Origin of the sequence: Occultella glacieicola, from assembly GCF_004353825.1 — a bacterium.
Taxonomy (GTDB): Bacteria; Actinomycetota; Actinomycetes; order Actinomycetales; family Beutenbergiaceae; genus Occultella; species Occultella glacieicola.
Genome location: NZ_SMNA01000004.1, coordinates 97,449 through 113,287 on the forward strand (window position 1 = coordinate 97,449; position 15,839 = coordinate 113,287).

Here is a 15,839-nt window from a genome sequence, read left to right on the forward strand (position 1 = left end):
CGATCGGCAGCGCGTGGGACGTCACGATGGAGCGATGGACAGCCCGATCCCGATCGACCTGGCGACCTGGCCGCGGAGGCAGCACTTCGAGCACTACCTGCACGCGGTGCCGTGCACGTACTCGATGACGGTCGAACTGGACGTGACCGAGTTCGTCAGGGCGCTGCGGAACTCTCCCCGGCGGACGTATGTCGCCCAGATCTGGGCGCTCGGCACGATCGTCAACGCCCGCGAGGAGTTCCGGATGTGCCTGACCGAGTCCGACGCCCCCGCGGTCTGGCCGGTGCTGCACCCCTCGTTCACCCTCTTCAACGCCGAGCGGGAGACGTTCTCCAGCGTCTGGGCGCCCTACGACCCGGACTTCGCCACCTTCCATGACGGCGCGGCGGCGCTGCTCGACCGGCACCGCGACAGCACCGAGTTCTTCCCGGTGGGTGGTGGGCCACCGAACACGTTCGACGTGTCGAGCCTGCCCTGGGCCTCGTTCACCGGGTTCAACCTGAACATCCGGGACGCGTGGCGCCACCTCGCGCCGATCTTCACCCTCGGGCGCTATCAGGAGGGCGACGGCCGCGTGTTCCTGCCGCTCGCGCTGCAGGTCCACCACGCCGCCGCGGACGGCTTCCACTCGGCGCGGTTCGTGAACGAGCTCCAGGCCGTGTTCGCCGACCCGTCCTGGGTGCCCTGACCGACCCGGCCGCCCGGTGAGAGTGCTGGATCGGTCGCCAAATCGGCACCTTCACCGACGGCCGGTGCGCGGCACCCTTCCGTGAGAGTGCTGAATCGGTCGCCTCGTCAGCACTGTCGGCGGCGCGGGCTCAGACGAACCGGATCGCGGACCGCAGTTGGGGCCGCAGCGCGAACATGTGCTCCTCCGACGGCCGGGCCACGGCCGGGTGCCCGGCCGTGATCAGGCGGGCGAGCCCGCGGGCGCGGACGGCCAGGCGCGGCGTGCCGCGACGGCGGACCAGGACCCAGTCGGCCGGATCGGCGAGCGCCTCGTCCGGGAGCACCAGGAGCAGGGCGTCGAAGCGGGTGCGCCAGGATCTCGCGACCTTCGCCCGGCGCTCCAGGGCGGCCATCGGGTGCTCGCCGGTGGCCAGCCCGGTGCTGACCAGGTCGCCGCGGCGCACCGTGACCGGTGCGCCCCAGTCCTCGGACTGGACCGCCCACAGCCCGGTCGGCCCGAGGACCACGTGGTCGATCTTCGCCGGGTCGGTGGTCGGTGCGGTGGCGTCGCGCGCCCAGCCGCCGCTGCCGGCGCCGGTGGCCACGTCGTTCCAGACCGTGAACGCCGAGCTGAGGTCGCCGAGGGTGCGGGCGGTGCGTTCCTCGGCGAGCGCGTCGGCGAGCGCGTGCTGGATCTCCCGGGGCGCGCGGGCCACGAGGTCGGGCGCGTACGGGTCGCCGATCTCGACTCCGCGACCGACCCACTCGCGCAGCAGCGTCAGGTAGCGCTCGCGGGACCACCCACCGGGGTGCCCGTGGGAGCGGGCTCGCGACGGCACGTTCGTGCTGCCCCGGCTCGAGCCGGCGGTCCAGACCGGGCCGGACCCGCCGTAGACACCGCCGCCACCCGAGCTGCCCGACGTGTCGGTCGCCCGCGGCCCGCCGCCGGGGGGCCGGGCCGGGCCCGTCGGTCGCGACCAGTTCGAGCCGGAGGCTCCCGACGTTCCACCCGGCCGGTGGGCGCGGTCGTAGCGGGCCCGGTGTGCCGGCGTGCCGACCTGCTCCCACGCGGTCTGTACCTCGTGGAAGAGTTCCGGGTCCCCACCGACGTCCGGGTGGGACTCGCGAAGCCGCCGCCGGTAGGCGCGCCGAAGTTCCTCGGTGGACGCATCGGCGTCAACACCGAGCACCTCGTAGGGCGTGGCCCCGAGGGAGCGTTCGGTCATCAGGGCCTTCGGCGGGTCGGTGAATGCTGCGGTCAAGACTAGCTCGCGCCACTGGGCAATCCCTGGGAGCCGCAGGTGTGACCCTGGCGCTCGGGTACCGCACCGCCCACCACGTCGGAACCCGCTCGCTGGCGACTCGTGCCGTCAGGACGTCCGGACCGCTCGACCCGACCTTCGCGGTTCACCAGGCATCGAGGTGTCGATGCGGCGCCCCCTCCGGTGGGGTGTAGTCGGAGTGCGGGCCGGGAGTGAGGTAGGTCCGGGCGAACTTCAGGGACGCGGCGACGTCCTCGTGCCGCTCCGCAGCGGAGCGCGCCCGACGGGTCGAGATCTCCACGCACACGTCCCCGGACCAGCCGCCGGTGACGAGATCGGCGAGCAGCTCCCGGGCCGGCTGCGTGCCCCGGCCGGGCACCAGGTGCTCGTCCATGATCGACGTGGTGCCGTCGGTGAGGTGGACGTGCCGCAGCCGGGGGCCGAACTGCCGGGCCAGGGCGCGGCTGTCCTGCCGGGCCACGGCCGCGTGCGACAGGTCCAGGGTGACGTTGTCGTAGTCATGCTCCGTGGGGTCCCAGCCGGGCAGGTAGGCGCGCATCACCTCGCGCTTGCGGCCACGCCACGGGTACATGTTCTCGACGGCGACGATCACCCCGGTCGCCTCGCTGAGCTCGCGCACGTGCTCGACGAAGCCGTTCGAGTAGCGACGTTGCCACCGGAAGGGCGGGTGCACCACGACGACCTCGGCGCCGACCTCGAGCGCGAGGTCGACCGAGCGCTCGAGTTTCGGACCGGGCAGCCGACCCCACACCCCCTGGCTGAGCACCAGGGACGGCGCGTGGATGCTCGTCACCGGCTGCCCGTGATCGGCCGCGAGCCGGTTCAGGGCCTTCGCGTCCTTCGTGGTCGAGTCGGGCAGCACCATGATCTCGAGGCCGTCGTAGCCGAGCTCGGCCGCCACCTCGAACGCGAACGGGGTCTTGCGCGGGTAGACGCTGATGTTCGACAGCGTGACCCGGATGCCCGGCGCCCGTGCGCCGTCGGCAGTCGCCGGGTCGGTCACGGTCGCCTCGCCCATGCGCAGCAGCCTATGGCTTGGGGCTGGGAGTCGCCTGGGAAGGCACCGCTCAGGCCGACGGCGTCCAGGCCTCAGCCTCCATGAGCCGTCGGCGAGCGGCCTCGCCACCGATGCTCGCGATCTCCTCGCGCGGCCCGACCAGCACGAGCAGACTCCTCGCCCGGGACAGGCCCGTGTACACCATCGAGCGGGCCCGTTCCTGCTCCCGGAAGCCGTTCACGGCGAGCACCACGACCGGCCGTTCCAGGCCCTTGAAGTTGAGCACGTGCCCGTAGAAGACGTCGGTGCCCTCGAAGAAGTCGTCCCAGTACGCGTCATGCCCGACGGCGTCGATCCGGTTGATCTGTTCCGGGTGCCTTCGCCTGGTGGTCAGGAGGGCGACGTCGCCCGGGTCCCAGCCCTCCTCGAGGAGTGCGTCGACGGCGTCGTCCGCGGCCTCGACGGCGTCCGCGGCGGGCACGTCGATGAGCCGGACGGGCGTGCCCGCGCCGCCGCGCGCGGTGATCCGGCGGTCGCTGACGGAGCCGCTCAGCTGGGCGATCGGCTTCGTGGAGCGCAGGTTCTCGTGCAACTCGAACGGGGCCAGGTCGATCGGTGCCGTGCCGCCGCGGGCGAAGACCTGCTGTCCGGCGTCGCCGAACAGGAACAGCCCGCCGCGCTCGGGATCCTTCAGGCAGCGCAGCAGCGACGTCCACCACAGGTCCCCGAAGTCCTGGGCCTCGTCCACGACCACGGAGTCGAACAGGTCCGACGGCGGCCGCTCGGCGGCGAGGTCGGCGAGTGCGAGCGGCAGCCGACGCTCCCAGTAGTCGGGGTCGTCATCGGTGCCGGGCTCGGCGCCCCAACTCCGCGGCAGGTCGTGGAACAGGCCGACGTACGCCGGCCGGCTCCTGGCCGGCCAGGCGTCGGTGACCCGCCTCAGGTAGCGGCCCAGCCCGCGGGAGTAGCAGAGCAGGGCGATGCGCTCACCCGTGCGCGCCCGCCGTCGGGCCTGCTCCAGGGCAAGCCACGTCTTGCCGCTCCCGGCCCCACCCACGACCTGGAACCGCTGCTGGCCGGCGACGAAGCGCAGGACGTCGGCCTGGTCCCGGGTGAGCAGATCCAGCCGGTCGAGCTCCGCGCGGACCTCGCCGAGCACGTCGGTCTGCGCGCCCAGCTGGCCGGCGAGCACGTCGTACAGATCCTGGGCGTCCTGGGCGTCGAGCCCGCGTTCGCCCTGGCCGTGCGTTCCGATCGCCCGGAACACCCGAGCGGCGGCCGCGGCCACGTCCACGGCGTCGATGATCATCGACCGCGGGCAGTCGCTGGTCTCGAAGTCCGGCCCGAACCGGGTGTGCGGGAACGCGACCAGGTGGGCGGTGCGTGCCTCGCCGGCGCCGATCCCGCGCCGGCGGAGTTTCTCCTGCAATAGGTGCCGGGCGTCCTGGACCTGGCGGACCGGGTTCATCCGATGCGAGTCGGTTCCCGAGCCCTGGTGCCAGCCCTGGTCGTTGTGCCAGACCTGACCGCCCTTGACCTCGATCGCGGCGATGCCGACGCCCGGCCAGAGGACGAGCAGGTCGATCTCCCGCTCGGTGCTCTCCTCGAGCAGGTTGACCGAGTGGAGCAGGGTGGCATCCGGCGGCAGCTGCTCCGCCAGCGCCCGCCAGAGCACTTCCTCGGCCGTGTTCCGCCCGAAGTCGGGCGCCTCGGGCCACAGGATCGCCATGACCTCAGTTCTAGCGGAGACGGGCCGGTCCCGGGCCACAACGGTCGCCCGGACGTTGAGGTAGGAATGACCCATGACCGACGACATCCAGGCCCGCCTCAGCGCGATCGAGCACCACATCGACGTCCTCTACAACAAGGCCGGCCTGCAGGCGCCGTACTCCTTCGACGGCTGGGTCGCCGAGGGTGGGCCCTCGTCGCGCGTCGCCGACCTGCTGGCCCGCGGCAAGAAGATCGAGGCGATCAAGGCCTACCGGGAGGAGACCGGGGCCGGTCTCAAGGAGGCCAAGGACGCCGTCGACCGCTTCGAGCGCTGAGCCCCGCGTCAGAGCAGTCCGGCGCCCGCCGCGACCGTCAATGCCTCGGCGCGGCTGGACACGCCAAGCTTCTGGTAGGCCGCGCGCAGATGCGTCTTCACGGTGTTGAGCGACAGGTACATGGCGTCGGCGAGTTCCCTCTGGGAGCGGAACGACGCCAGCCCGCGCAGCATCAGCAACTCCTGGTTGGTCAGCCGGACCACGGCGACCTCGGACGGGAACATCGACCGCTCCCGGCCGTCCGCGGGTGGCGCGGCCGTTCCAAACTCCGGCAGCAGGACCCGCCGGTCCGGGTCGGCCAGCCCCGCGAGCGGCAGCCGCAGCCCCGTCGAACCGGTCACCTCCTGCACCAGGGCGAACGCCTCACGGGCCTCGCGGAGTCGGCCACCACGCACGGCCGCGGCCGCCCGCACGACAAGCCCTTCGAGGCGGACCCGCGAGGTGTGCGTGACGGCGACGGCCTCGGCGGCCAGCCGGTCCGCCTCCTCCGGGCAGCCGGCGAGCAGCTCCAGGCGAGCGCGGCCGACCGTCAGGATCGGATCGGGCGCCATCCGGTTCAGCCGGGCCAGGGCCTGGTCGCCCCGCCCCACGGAGAGCAGCAGATCGACCTGTGCCGCGGCGAGCAGTGGCCCCATTGTGCTGGCCGGCCCGAGCCGGGCCGCGTAGCGCTCGGAGTCGCGCCGCAGCCAGGACAGGGCCCGGTGCCGGTCGCCCCACACCAGGGCGTGCCGCGCGTGCAGGAACGTCACCACCGGCCCCCAGCTCTGCTCGACGTTGACGCCCTGCTCGAGCCGCGAGAGCGCCTCGGCTGCGCCGACGCCGTCGAGCGTCTCGATCGCGACGAGCGCACGGGCGAGGTCCCCGGTGAACAGGACGCGCTCGGTGTGCGGCGAGGCGGTCGAGGGGATCTCGTCGTGCCGGGCCAGCCACCGGCGGGCGATGTCGACGTCACCGCGGATCGCGTTGAGGAGGGCGAGATTGCCGGCGGCGCCCTTGGCCACGTAGGGGGAGCGCCCGTAGGGACACCGCTCGTACGCGCTCTGCAGCAGGGGAACCGCGCCGTCGACGTCGCCGGCCAGCCCGCGGGTGATGCCGGCCTGCAGCAGGGCGAGCGGTTGCCGGACCCGCCGCGCCGCGGGCACCGTCGTCTCCACGAGGTGGCTGAGGACACCCACCCGGTCCGCGTGCTCGAGTGCCTCGGGATATCGGCCGCCGATGCGGGCCGCGACCATGTGGGCGCAAGCGAGCGTGAGGTCGGCCAGCGCCTGGTGCCGGGCATCGCTGTCGTGCAGCGACTCGGCGTAGGCCATCGGCGGGGTCGGCGCGTCCGCCGGGACGATGTGCTGCGGCTCGATGCTGGTGGCGAGCCAGATCTCGCGAACGGCGGCCACGCCGCGGGCCGTGCGCAGCGACTCCAGGGGGAGGGTCTGGAAGGCGGCGTCCAGGTCGGCGGGGAACTCCTCGATCAGCATCCCCCAGGCGCCGCCGATGATCCTCGCGGCATCCGACCACCGGCCGGTCGCGAGCGCGTCCCGCAAGGCGGTGACGGGGTCGGCTTCCCGCGTCCGCGGCCGCGGGGCGCCGGCTCGAGGCTGCGCGCTCAGGAGCTGGGTGGTCAGGTCGTACGAAGACATGCTGCCCCCTCGGCAGGTCCTAGCAGACGTTCGTTGCTCGGCGCCGGCCGGGTGGCCGCGCTCCGAGGTCCAGGACTGAGGTTAGGGCATGCGCCCGGTGGGCCCCACGCGCGCCGAGTCGTGCGCGGGGCCCACCGGTCCGGATCAGCGGGGGCGCACGCCGTGGTATCCGCGTCCGCGGCGGCCGAGGAACAGGAGCGAACCGCCGGCCAGGAGCAGAACCGCGGCGACCAGGGCGATGACCGAGCCGGCTCGGGTGCCCGTCGTCGGCAGGCTCGCGTCCGGCTCCTGCGAACCGGACTCGGTCGTCGACGGGTCCGAGGTGATCGGTTCGCCTTGGCCCGGTGGCGTCGCGCTGGCCGTGGCCGTGTTCGACAGGGCGTCACCCGTCAGGTCGGCCTCCTGCACGGCGTAGGTCGCCGTGCAGACGATCTGCGCGCCGGGCGGCACGGCGCCCTGCGGGCAGGTGACCTCGGAGAGATCGCCGGCACCGGAGAAGGCGCCCTCCGTGACGGCCACGTCACCGAGTGTGACGTTCCCGGTGTTGCTCACCAGGAAGCTGTACGTGACGGTCTGGCCCACGGAGGTGACCGTCGGGACGTCCGCCGTCTTGACCAGGGTCAGTCCCGGCGTGTGCGGCGCCTCGATGGTGACCAGCGACGGCGGCGAGTCGACCGGCGGGGTGCCGGTCCCCGGTGGCGTGCCGACCGCCGTCGCCGTGTTGCTCAGCAGCCCGGCGTCCACGTCCGCCTGCGTGACGACGTAGGTCGCCTCGCAGGTGACCGACTCCGCCGGGGCCAGCACGCCGGCCGGGCAGACGACTTCACCGAGGTCGCCGGTGCCGGAGAAGTCGCTGTCGTCGACGACGACATCACGGAGCGTGACGTTGCCCGTGTTCGTGACCAGGAAGGTGAACACGACCGCCTCCCCGGCGCTCGTGAACCGCTCGAGGTCGGCCGACTTCACCAGGCTGACGCCGGGCGCGGGCGGCACGTCCACCTCGGTCTCCGACGGCGGAGCCTCCACCGGGGTGCCGCCCGGGTCCGACGTGGGCGGGGTCGCCGTGGCCGTCGCCGTGTTGGTCACACCGCCGGCGTCCACGTCCTCCTGCGTGACCTCGTACGTCGCCGTACAGGTGACGTCCTCGCCCGGGGCCAGAGTGGTGGTCGGGCACTCGATGTCGGACAGCTCGCCGGTACCGGAGAACTCGCCCTCGACGGGCGCCACGTCCGACAGCGTCACGTTGCCGGTGTTCGTCAGCAGGAAGCTGTACGTGATCACGTCGCCGGCGGCCGCCACCGAGGCCGGGCTCGAGGTCTTCACGGCACTGAGACCGGGGGCGGGCTCGCTGCCGACCGTCGTCTCGGACGGCGGAGAGGTCACCGGCACATCGGAACCCGGCGGGTTTCCGGTCGCCGTGGCCACGTTGGTGACGCCACCGGCATCGACATCGGCCTGCGTCAGCTCGTACGTCGCCGTGCAGGTGGTCTGCGCCGCGGGAGCCAGCGTGGTCGTCGGGCAGACGATCTCGGACAGCTCCCCGGTGCCGGTGAAGTCCTGCTCCTGGACGGCGATGCCGTCGAGAGTGACGTTGCCGGTGTTGATCACCAGGAAGCTGTAGCTGACTTCAGCACCCGCGTCGTCGACCGAGGCCGGAGTCGCGGTCTTCACCACGCTCAGCGACGGGTTCGGCGGCAGCTCCACCTGCACCTCCGACGGCGGCGAGTCGACCTCACCGTCCGACGGGGTGTTCCCGGTGACGGTGGCCCCGTTGTGCAGCTCTCCGCTGTCGACGTCCGCCTGCGTCAGCGTGTAGGTCGCCGTGCAGGTGGTGCTCGCGTTCGGGGCGAGCGTCGTGGCGGGACAGCTGATGGCGGACAGCTGACCCGTTCCCGAGAAGTCCTCGTCCACGATCGCGATCGCGTCGACGGTCACGTTGCCGGTGTTGGTCACCAGGAACGAGTACGTCACGGTGTTCCCGGCCGCGGCGCCGACCGGGGACGAGGTCTTGGTCACCGTCAGCGCCGGGTTCTCCGGTGCGTCGACCGTGACGGTCGACGGCGGGGTCTGGGTGTCGCCGCCGCCCGGCGGCGTGCCACCGCCGGTCGCGGTGTTCGTGACCCCGCCGTTGTCGATGTCGGCCTGCGTCAGCGTGTAGGACGCCGTGCAGATGGTGGAGGCGTCCGGAGCCAGGGTGGTCGTCGGGCAGGTGATCGCCGACACCTCACCCGAGCCGGAGAACGCGGTCTCGTCGACGTGCACGCCGGTGAGCGTGACGTTGCCGGTGTTCGTCAGCGCGAAGCCGTACGTGATCGTGTCGCCGATGGCGGATACCTCGGCCGGGCTCGCCGACTTCACCAGAGTCAGCGCCGGCGAGTCCGGTGTCTCAACCGTGACCGAGGACGGCGGTGAGTCGACCGTGCCGCCGCCGGGCGGGGTTGCGGTGGCGGTGGCGGTGTTCGTGACACCGACCGCGTCGACGTCCGCCTGCGTGAGCACGTACGTCGCCGTGCAGGTCGTGGTCGCGCCGGGGGCCAGCGTCGTGGCCGGGCACTCGATCGCGGACAGGTCGCCGGAGCCGCTGAAGTCGCCCTCGTCGATGGCCACGCCCGTGAGGGTGGTCCCGCCGGTGTTGGTGACGGCGAACCGGTAGGTGATCTCCTGCCCGACCGTGCCGCTGGAGGCGGGGGTGGCGGTCTTGACGACCGTCAGAGCGTCGTCCGCCTCGTCCTCGTAGTCGAAGGTCGACGGCACCGACGTGATCGGCGGGGTCAGCGGCGGGGTGCCGTTCGCCGAGGCGGTGTTGGTGACGCCGCCGGCGTCGACGTCGGCCTGCGTGAGGGTGTAGTCCGCGGTGCAGGTCGTGGACGCCCCCGATGCCAGCGTCGTGGTCGGGCAGCTGATGTCGCCCAGCTCACCGGTGCCGGTGAAGGCGCCTTCGTCGATGGTGATCGCGGTGAGGTCCGTGTTGCCGGTGTTCGTGACGAGGAAGCTGTACTCGAGCGTGCCGCCGTCGGCGAAGACCGAACCGTCGTCGAGCACGGCCGACTTCACCACGGAGACGCCCGGCGCGTAGTCCGGGGTGGTCGTGACCGTCGCGGTGTTGTTGTCCAGGTTCGGGTCGTTCTCGTTACCCGTGACCGTCACGGTGTTCGTGATCGGGTCGATGCTGTTCGGCGCCGTTGCGGTCACCTCGAAGTTGCGCTGCTCCCCTGGTGCCATCGTGCCGTACGCGCAGGTCATGAGGTTGCCGACGAACGAGCACTCGGTGTTCGGGCTGGAGAGGTCTGTGAGCGAGGCCGGCAGCTCGTCCTGGAAGTAGTGGCCGGACGACGTGACTGCGCTGTCGTTGATGACGTGGATGCCGAAGGTGATGGTGCCGCCTGGCGTGTGGGCACTCCGCACTGTCTTCAGGATCGCGAGGTCGACGTCAGGTCCGGGGTTGCTGGTCGCGTCGTTGTTCGAGTTCGGCGTCGGGCCGTTGACCGTCGAGAGGATCGTGAACGTTGGGTTCGCCGAGGTCGCGTTCGTGATGCCGAGCTGGATCACGTCGCCCGAGTCGTTGGCGGAGAGCCCGAGGTTCCCGTTTCCGTAGACCCACTGCCCGCCGTAGGTGACCGCCGGAACGTTCGTCTCCCAGGAGGCAGCCGCTCCGGAGTCGAGATCCACCCGCCAGATGCGGCTGTCGTTGCCCATCCCCCAGAGGTAGCCCTCCAGGACCACGAGGTCGGAGGTGTTCGGTACCTCTTCGCTGAGCGTGATCGGGGTGGCCACGCGCGTGGTGAGGTCGATCGCGTAGACCGTGCCGAGGTCGAGCGTGCCACGCACGTACAGCGTGTTCGCGTCATCGTCGCCGGCGCCGAACGTTCCCTGTTGGTAGTACGAATCGACGTTCAGTCCGGTGATCGCACCCAGGTCGGTCACGGCACCGCCTTGCCCGATACGCAGCAGTCGCTGGGTGTCCTGTTGCACGCCGTAGAGGTAGTTGTCCACGGTGTTGTAGCCGATGGCGTTGTAGGGGACGGCCGCCGTGCCCTCGGCGACGAAGGTGAGGTCGGCACCGACCTGCTCCGCCCGGTAGAGGGTCGTCGGTCGGTCCTGCGCCAGGAAGACCGCTGCCACGTCAGGGTCGAACGGGTCGCCGTCGGCCGCGTTGGCAGCCGTCGTCGTCGCCAGCGTGCCCGCCGCCGTCAGTGCGGTCGCCGTCAGCGCGACGGCGAGAGCTCCACGCGCCAGACGGGACAGGACGCCGCCGCCGGAGCCTCGAGACCGTCGCGGCCGTCGCGGCCGTGCTGTGTTCCTGCGATGCCCATCGCGCTCCGAGCGCACACCTGCGATACCCATGGATGAGTCCTCCCCCGCTGTCCAGTGATGACGACGCCGAAGGCTCGCTCGAAGCGGCTCAACACGACGTCCTGGCCAGCCAATCGTCCCGGGATCCGAGTGGGCAATCGTTTCCGGGGCATCTCACCCCGGATCTCACCCGGGGAGCGTGGGCACCCCGCGGGCACGTGTGGGCAGGTGCTCGCTCCGCCGGGCCGGTCAGCTCACTCGGCGTCGAGCAGGGTCAGGGCCACGTCGCCGACCCGCTCGGCCTCGTGGTCGCTGCCGGTGAGGTCGGGCCGCACCAGCAACACCGAGCCGAAGACACCCTCGATGCATCCTTGGGCGGTGATCGCCTGCGGGTCGTCCGCGCTGGGAACGATCCGAACGGTGTAGTTCGCGCCGTCGAGCTGGGCGTCGTGGAACAGCATGAGCTCGAACATCTCGCAGGCTCGGGCTGGTTCGATCTGCTCACCGGCCTCGACCGCCGCGATGGCCTCCTCCAAGGTGGCGCGCTCGTCCTCGGAGATCTGGTCGGCATACAGCGGCTCGGCGAGCAACTGCTCGGCGTTCGATGGCAGACCGGTCGCCCAGACTTCGGCTCCGACCAGGATGACCTGCACGCCGATCGTGTTGAGATTGCCCCAGATACAAGCGGGTACCCCACCGACGTCGTGGGGCCGCGGCTCCAGTTCCGCGCCGGCGAGGGTGGCTACGGCATCCGCGCCCAGATGTGAGCACGCGTCTGCGACCTCGTCGACGTCCGACGGGCTCGGCTCCTCGGCCGGTGTCGTGCTCACGTCCGCGGTCGGCTCGGGGGCCGGGTTCTCCTGGACGGGCGCCACCTCGGCTGCGGATCCGGACCTGGGCCCGATCGCCGAGGGCTCGGTCGGCGAGCAGCCGACGAGGGCGGCCATGACGAGACAACTGCCGGCGACCAGCGCCCGGGCACGGTTCATGGGCGGATCCCACCAGTCGCGGCACTCCGGCGTCAAGGTCGGATGAGGCCACACCCGGCCCCGGGAGGGGTGGCAGGATGAATCGATGGGACGGGGCCGGGTCGACGAGTTCGTGCTGGACTTCGACGAGCCCGCCCTCGCCGCCGATCCTGGTCGGCCCGCCGGAACGACTAGCCGAAGCGCCGGCGCCTCGGCCGGCTGGCGCTCACCGGTGCTCTGGGGGTCCTTCGCCGTGCTCCTCGTGGTCCTCGGGATCGTGGTCGCGCCGCCGCCACCGGTCCCGAGTTGGCGGGTGGGTCCGGCCTGGTCGCAGCCACCGGAGCAGCGCTGGAGCGTGCCCCTGTCCGCCACCATGTCGTCGCCCCGCCTGGTGGTGGAGGATGCCCACGTGTTCGTTGCGGACGACGGTCGCATCGATGCCTATGGCCGCACCGACGGCGAACTCCGTTGGTCCATCGCCGAGGTGCATGACTGCGTGCGTGCAGAACTCTTCGTGTGCCTGTCCGGGTCGGGCGCCGATGCCGTGGTCTCGGTGGTGGACGACGATGGCACAGTGCGGACGGTGCCGGCACCCGGCGCGCTGGCCGCGACGCTGTACCGTGGCGACCTCATCCTCCTGACCGAGGGTGCCGCCGCCGGGGACGACCTCACGCTCCACGTCGGTCTCGATCTGGACCAGCTGAGATGGTCCACGGCGGTCGAGGCCGCCGACGAGTTCAGGAGCCTGGGGCGGCCGGGCGTCATCATGCGCGACGACCTGGTGCTGGTGTCCAACGGTGCGCTCTACCGCGCCCGGACCGGCGAACACATCCCGGGTTCCTGGTCGTACCAGCTCGAGGACGCTCCGCTGATTTCGTGGGGCGGTGGCCGATCCCAGTACATCCCGCCCGGCACCGATCGGGTGCTCGATCTACCCGGTCTCGGTTGGCCGGCGCTGGTCGATGACGGCTCGGTTCCGCCCGTGACGCTCGCCCAGGGAACCGGTGACGTCATGGAGGCGATGGATGCGGACGGTCAGGTGCTCTGGCAGGTGCCATACGGCATCCCCCTGGCACGTCTCGGCGGCGTGCTGGTGATCCTCGGCTCCAGTACCGTTTCGGGGCGGGAACCGCGGACCGGCGAACTGCTCTGGACCACCCCCGAGAACATGCTGTGCCCGTGTCGGGGCGACGCGTCCGGGCTCCTGCTCTACGCCTTCGAGGTGGATCCCGACGGCGCGCTGACGAATACCCGACTCGTCGGCATGAGCATCGCCGATGGCAAGATCCTCTGGGAGATGCCGATGCCCGACGGTGCCGTCATCGGCGACGCGGAGGACGCCGTCGCCGTGCTCCTCGACGATCAACTCAGCCTGTACGCGCGGAACTGACGCCGACGGGCGCGGATTCCACCCGTGTCGGCATCAGGGCAGGGCGGGGACACCCAGGTCACGGCGGCCCGGCCGAGTGCGCCGTCGAACGTCGCGACCGGAACACCGTGCGCCCGGGCCAGGCTCAGGGCGCAGGAGTCGGGCATCCTCAGGCCGCTCCGCACGCGCGTCCCGGCAAGCCGGAGCGGCTCGGTCTCGGCGGAACGGATGCCGGCGGCGGCCAGGTCGTCGGCCAGGTGCTCACCGTGACCCTCTCGCTCGGCGAGGACGAGCACCTCCGCGAGATTCACGGAGTGCGTCAGGAAGTCCTCGCCGGGTCGGGACAGCAGGTCGACCGCCTCGGCGTGTCGGCGTTCGTTCGGGTGAGCGCCGCGAGCACCAGGCTCCCGTCCAGAACGATCACCGCGGCCACTCCGCGCGCAACCCCGCGAGTGCCTCGGTCGAGAGCAGGGGTCCGTACGTGCCGGCCATCCGCTCGAGCCGCACCCGGCGGTCGGCCGACTTGGCTCCGAGGTCGGTATCGATGGTGGCCGCCCCGGCGTCGATCAGCTTGAGCAGCGCCCGCGAGCGCGACTGTCCCGGCCAGCGGCGCAACGCCAGGTCGATGGCGCGTTCCACCTCGGCCGTCTCCGTGATCTGGTGCCGACGCCGGCTGGTGGGCATGAACGCAAGTGTGCCACCGACGCTAGAGGTGACCCACTTCGGTGCGCCCACGTCAATCGGTGTGGAACACCTCGGGCAGGTCCAGCCACTGCCCCGCCGCCTGTTCGTTCATCGGTCGCTGCAGCGGGTTCACCACCGACCACCACTCCCGCGTGGTCGGGTCGGCCGAGATCGCGGCCAGATCCGCCTCGTAGTCCTCGCCGCGGTACTCGAAGTAGGAGAACAGGATCTCGCCGAACCGGTAGATCGAGTAGTTGTGGATGTGCGAGCGGGCGAGGCGGTCCAGCACCCCGGGCCAGACGGCGGCGTGATGCCGCTCGTAGGCCTCGATGTGCTCGGGCGCCACCCCGATCACGGATGCGACGCGCTTCATCGGTGCTGGTTCGGTCTCCACGCCCGGCATCGTAGCGGCGCCCTTCAGGGGGTGAGGCGTCGCGGCCGGGCCAGGTCCGCGACCTCCCGCCGCACCCACCACGCGCCGCTCCCGCGGCGTTCGGCCGGCGTCGAGTAGCGGTACGCGAACACCCGCGCACGCACCCAGGCCGGCCGGGCGCCGTCGAACGGGTCATCGGCGAGCAGCCGCAGTACCGCCGGATCCGCGAGCAGCAGCCGGTCCAGGAACGGGTCGAACCACGCGTATTGCGAGGCCGACCCGAGCCCGAGGAACCACATGCCCCAGTCCAGGCGTAGGTGGTAGGGCGCGAACTGGCGCGGCCTGCGGTCGACCGGACCGGGTTTGCCCGCGAAGACGTACTCGTGCCAGTCGCCGTCGCCCGGGTCGGCGACCGCACTGCCCTCGACCACGATCTCGTGCCGCCGCCGGGTGATCGACCCGAAGGCTCCGTACGCGCCGACCAGGTGCCAGTGGTTGAACGAGGCGTTCATCCGCTGATGCCGCGAGAGCAGGTTCCGGACCGGCCAGTAGCTGAGCACGAGGGTCAGGAGGCCGGCTCCCGCGACGACGACGGCGAACGCGGCCGGGGTGGCCCGGGTCGCCTCGGTCGGGGCGAGCGTCGGGATCAGCGCCGAGAGCACGCCGTCGCCGGTCGCGGAGAACGCGATCAGCATGGTGAGCCAGTTGAGCCAGGCGAAGTTCCCGGAGATCACCAGCCAGGCCTGGGTGGCGATCACGGCGGCGGCCGCCCAGGTCGCCACCGGCTGCGGCGCGAACAGCAGGAACGGAACCACGAGCTGGACCACGTGGTTCGCGGCCACCTCCGCCCGGTGCAGGGGCTTGGGCAGGTGGTGGAAGTACCAGCTCAGCGGGCCCGGCATCGGCTGGGTCTCGTGGTGGTAGTACAGGGCGGTCAGGTCCCGCCAGACCGGGTCGCCGCGGATCTTGATCAGCCCGGCGCCGAACTCGACGCGGAAGGCGAGCCACCGGAACGCGAGGATCACGATGATCGGGGTCGGCGTCTGGTCCGAGCCGAGGAACGCCGCCAGGAACCCGGCCTCGAGCAGCAGCGACTCCCAGCCGAATCCGAAGAACACCTGGCCGACGTTCACCAGCGAGAGGTAGAGCCCGTACATGGCCAGGAAGGTGATCATCGGGAGCCACGGTGGGCCGGCCTGCGGCACGCCGACGACCACGCTCGCGGCGAGCGCAACGCCGGCCCAGCACATCACCCGGAGCCTGCGGTCGGTGTAGCCGAGCCGGAACAACGTCGGCACGCCCTTCATCGGCACCCGGTCCAGCAACCGCGGCACCGGAAGCAGCCCGCGCTCGCCGAGCAGGGCCGGGAACTGCCGCAGCGCCGCCACGAACGCGACCAGGTAGATCGCGGCGATGCCGCGCTGCAGCACGAACCTGGCGGCGTCGTAGTTCTCGGTTCCGAACCACCCGAACGACCCGCCCGGGGCGAGCCAGGCCTCCATGGGCCAAGCCTGCTCGCTCGCG

General features: G+C 71.7%; 12 protein-coding genes and 1 pseudogene. 3 read left to right on the top strand and 10 right to left on the bottom strand.

Going from position 1 to position 15,839, the window contains the following annotated elements; all coding sequences use genetic code 11:
* The first annotated feature begins 34 nt into the window (after nucleotides 1–34).
* Nucleotides 35–688: a type A chloramphenicol O-acetyltransferase gene (gene catA, locus EXU48_RS08425; protein WP_133107223.1), complete on the top strand. Its 654-nt coding sequence runs from the start codon at nucleotides 35–37 to the stop codon at nucleotides 686–688.
* Between the two features lie 130 nt (nucleotides 689–818).
* On the opposite strand, the gene EXU48_RS08430 is transcribed toward catA, so the two are convergent.
* The 3 genes from EXU48_RS08430 to EXU48_RS08440 all read right to left on the bottom strand — a co-directional run bounded on the left by EXU48_RS08430 (nucleotide 819) and on the right by EXU48_RS08440 (nucleotide 4,678).
* The gene (locus tag EXU48_RS08430; RefSeq protein WP_328591634.1) at nucleotides 819–1,931 is read right to left on the bottom strand and encodes a DnaJ domain-containing protein; all 1,113 of its coding nucleotides are present in this window, start codon (nucleotides 1,929–1,931) and stop codon (nucleotides 819–821) included.
* Nucleotides 1,932–2,076: 145 nt separating this feature from the next.
* The gene (locus EXU48_RS08435; protein ID WP_133107224.1) at nucleotides 2,077–2,970 is read right to left on the bottom strand and encodes a sugar phosphate isomerase/epimerase family protein; all 894 of its coding nucleotides are present in this window, start codon (nucleotides 2,968–2,970) and stop codon (nucleotides 2,077–2,079) included.
* A 49-nt stretch (nucleotides 2,971–3,019) separates the two neighbouring features.
* Nucleotides 3,020–4,678, bottom strand: coding sequence for a nuclease-related domain-containing DEAD/DEAH box helicase (locus EXU48_RS08440; RefSeq protein WP_133107225.1), 1,659 nt, complete (start codon nucleotides 4,676–4,678; stop codon nucleotides 3,020–3,022).
* Between the two features lie 73 nt (nucleotides 4,679–4,751).
* On the opposite strand from EXU48_RS08440, the gene EXU48_RS08445 reads away from it, so the two are divergent.
* Nucleotides 4,752–4,994 carry a ribosomal protein L7/L12 gene (locus EXU48_RS08445; protein ID WP_133107226.1) on the top strand — a complete coding sequence of 81 codons (243 nt, stop codon included), beginning with the start codon at nucleotides 4,752–4,754 and terminating at the stop codon, nucleotides 4,992–4,994.
* An 8-nt stretch (nucleotides 4,995–5,002) separates the two neighbouring features.
* Here the strand turns inward: EXU48_RS08445 and EXU48_RS08450 are convergent, their stop codons facing one another.
* The 3 genes from EXU48_RS08450 to EXU48_RS08460 form a co-directional block, all read right to left on the bottom strand.
* A complete protein-coding gene (locus tag EXU48_RS08450; protein ID WP_133107227.1) occupies nucleotides 5,003–6,628 on the bottom strand; it encodes a helix-turn-helix transcriptional regulator in 1,626 nt (541 codons plus the stop codon).
* 144 nt (nucleotides 6,629–6,772) lie between these two features.
* On the bottom strand, nucleotides 6,773–10,972 hold the full coding sequence (locus tag EXU48_RS08455; RefSeq protein ID WP_133107228.1) for a DUF11 domain-containing protein: 4,200 nt from the start codon (nucleotides 10,970–10,972) through the stop codon (nucleotides 6,773–6,775).
* Between the two features lie 203 nt (nucleotides 10,973–11,175).
* Complete coding sequence (locus EXU48_RS08460; protein ID WP_133107229.1) at nucleotides 11,176–11,910, bottom strand: hypothetical protein; 735 nt, start codon at nucleotides 11,908–11,910, stop codon at nucleotides 11,176–11,178.
* A gap of 85 nt (nucleotides 11,911–11,995) precedes the next feature.
* On the opposite strand from EXU48_RS08460, the gene EXU48_RS08465 reads away from it, so the two are divergent.
* Nucleotides 11,996–13,279, top strand: coding sequence for an outer membrane protein assembly factor BamB family protein (locus EXU48_RS08465; RefSeq protein ID WP_133107230.1), 1,284 nt, complete (start codon nucleotides 11,996–11,998; stop codon nucleotides 13,277–13,279).
* Here the strand turns inward: EXU48_RS08465 and EXU48_RS24990 are convergent.
* From EXU48_RS24990 to EXU48_RS08480, 4 genes and pseudogenes are all read right to left on the bottom strand, one after another.
* Nucleotides 13,252–13,626 (bottom strand): annotated as a pseudogene (locus tag EXU48_RS24990) (PIN domain-containing protein); the annotation flags it as partial. The gene EXU48_RS08465 and the pseudogene EXU48_RS24990 overlap by 28 nt on opposite strands.
* Nucleotides 13,627–13,678: 52 nt before the next feature.
* On the bottom strand, nucleotides 13,679–13,942 hold the full coding sequence (locus tag EXU48_RS24995) for a hypothetical protein (RefSeq protein WP_235856913.1): 264 nt from the start codon (nucleotides 13,940–13,942) through the stop codon (nucleotides 13,679–13,681).
* A 52-nt stretch (nucleotides 13,943–13,994) separates the two neighbouring features.
* Nucleotides 13,995–14,336, bottom strand: a complete 342-nt coding sequence (locus EXU48_RS08475; protein WP_235856914.1) for an L-rhamnose mutarotase — start codon at nucleotides 14,334–14,336, stop codon at nucleotides 13,995–13,997.
* Between the two features lie 23 nt (nucleotides 14,337–14,359).
* A complete protein-coding gene (locus EXU48_RS08480) occupies nucleotides 14,360–15,817 on the bottom strand; it encodes a lipase maturation factor family protein (protein WP_133107232.1) in 1,458 nt (485 codons plus the stop codon).
* Nucleotides 15,818–15,839 lie beyond the last annotated feature (22 nt).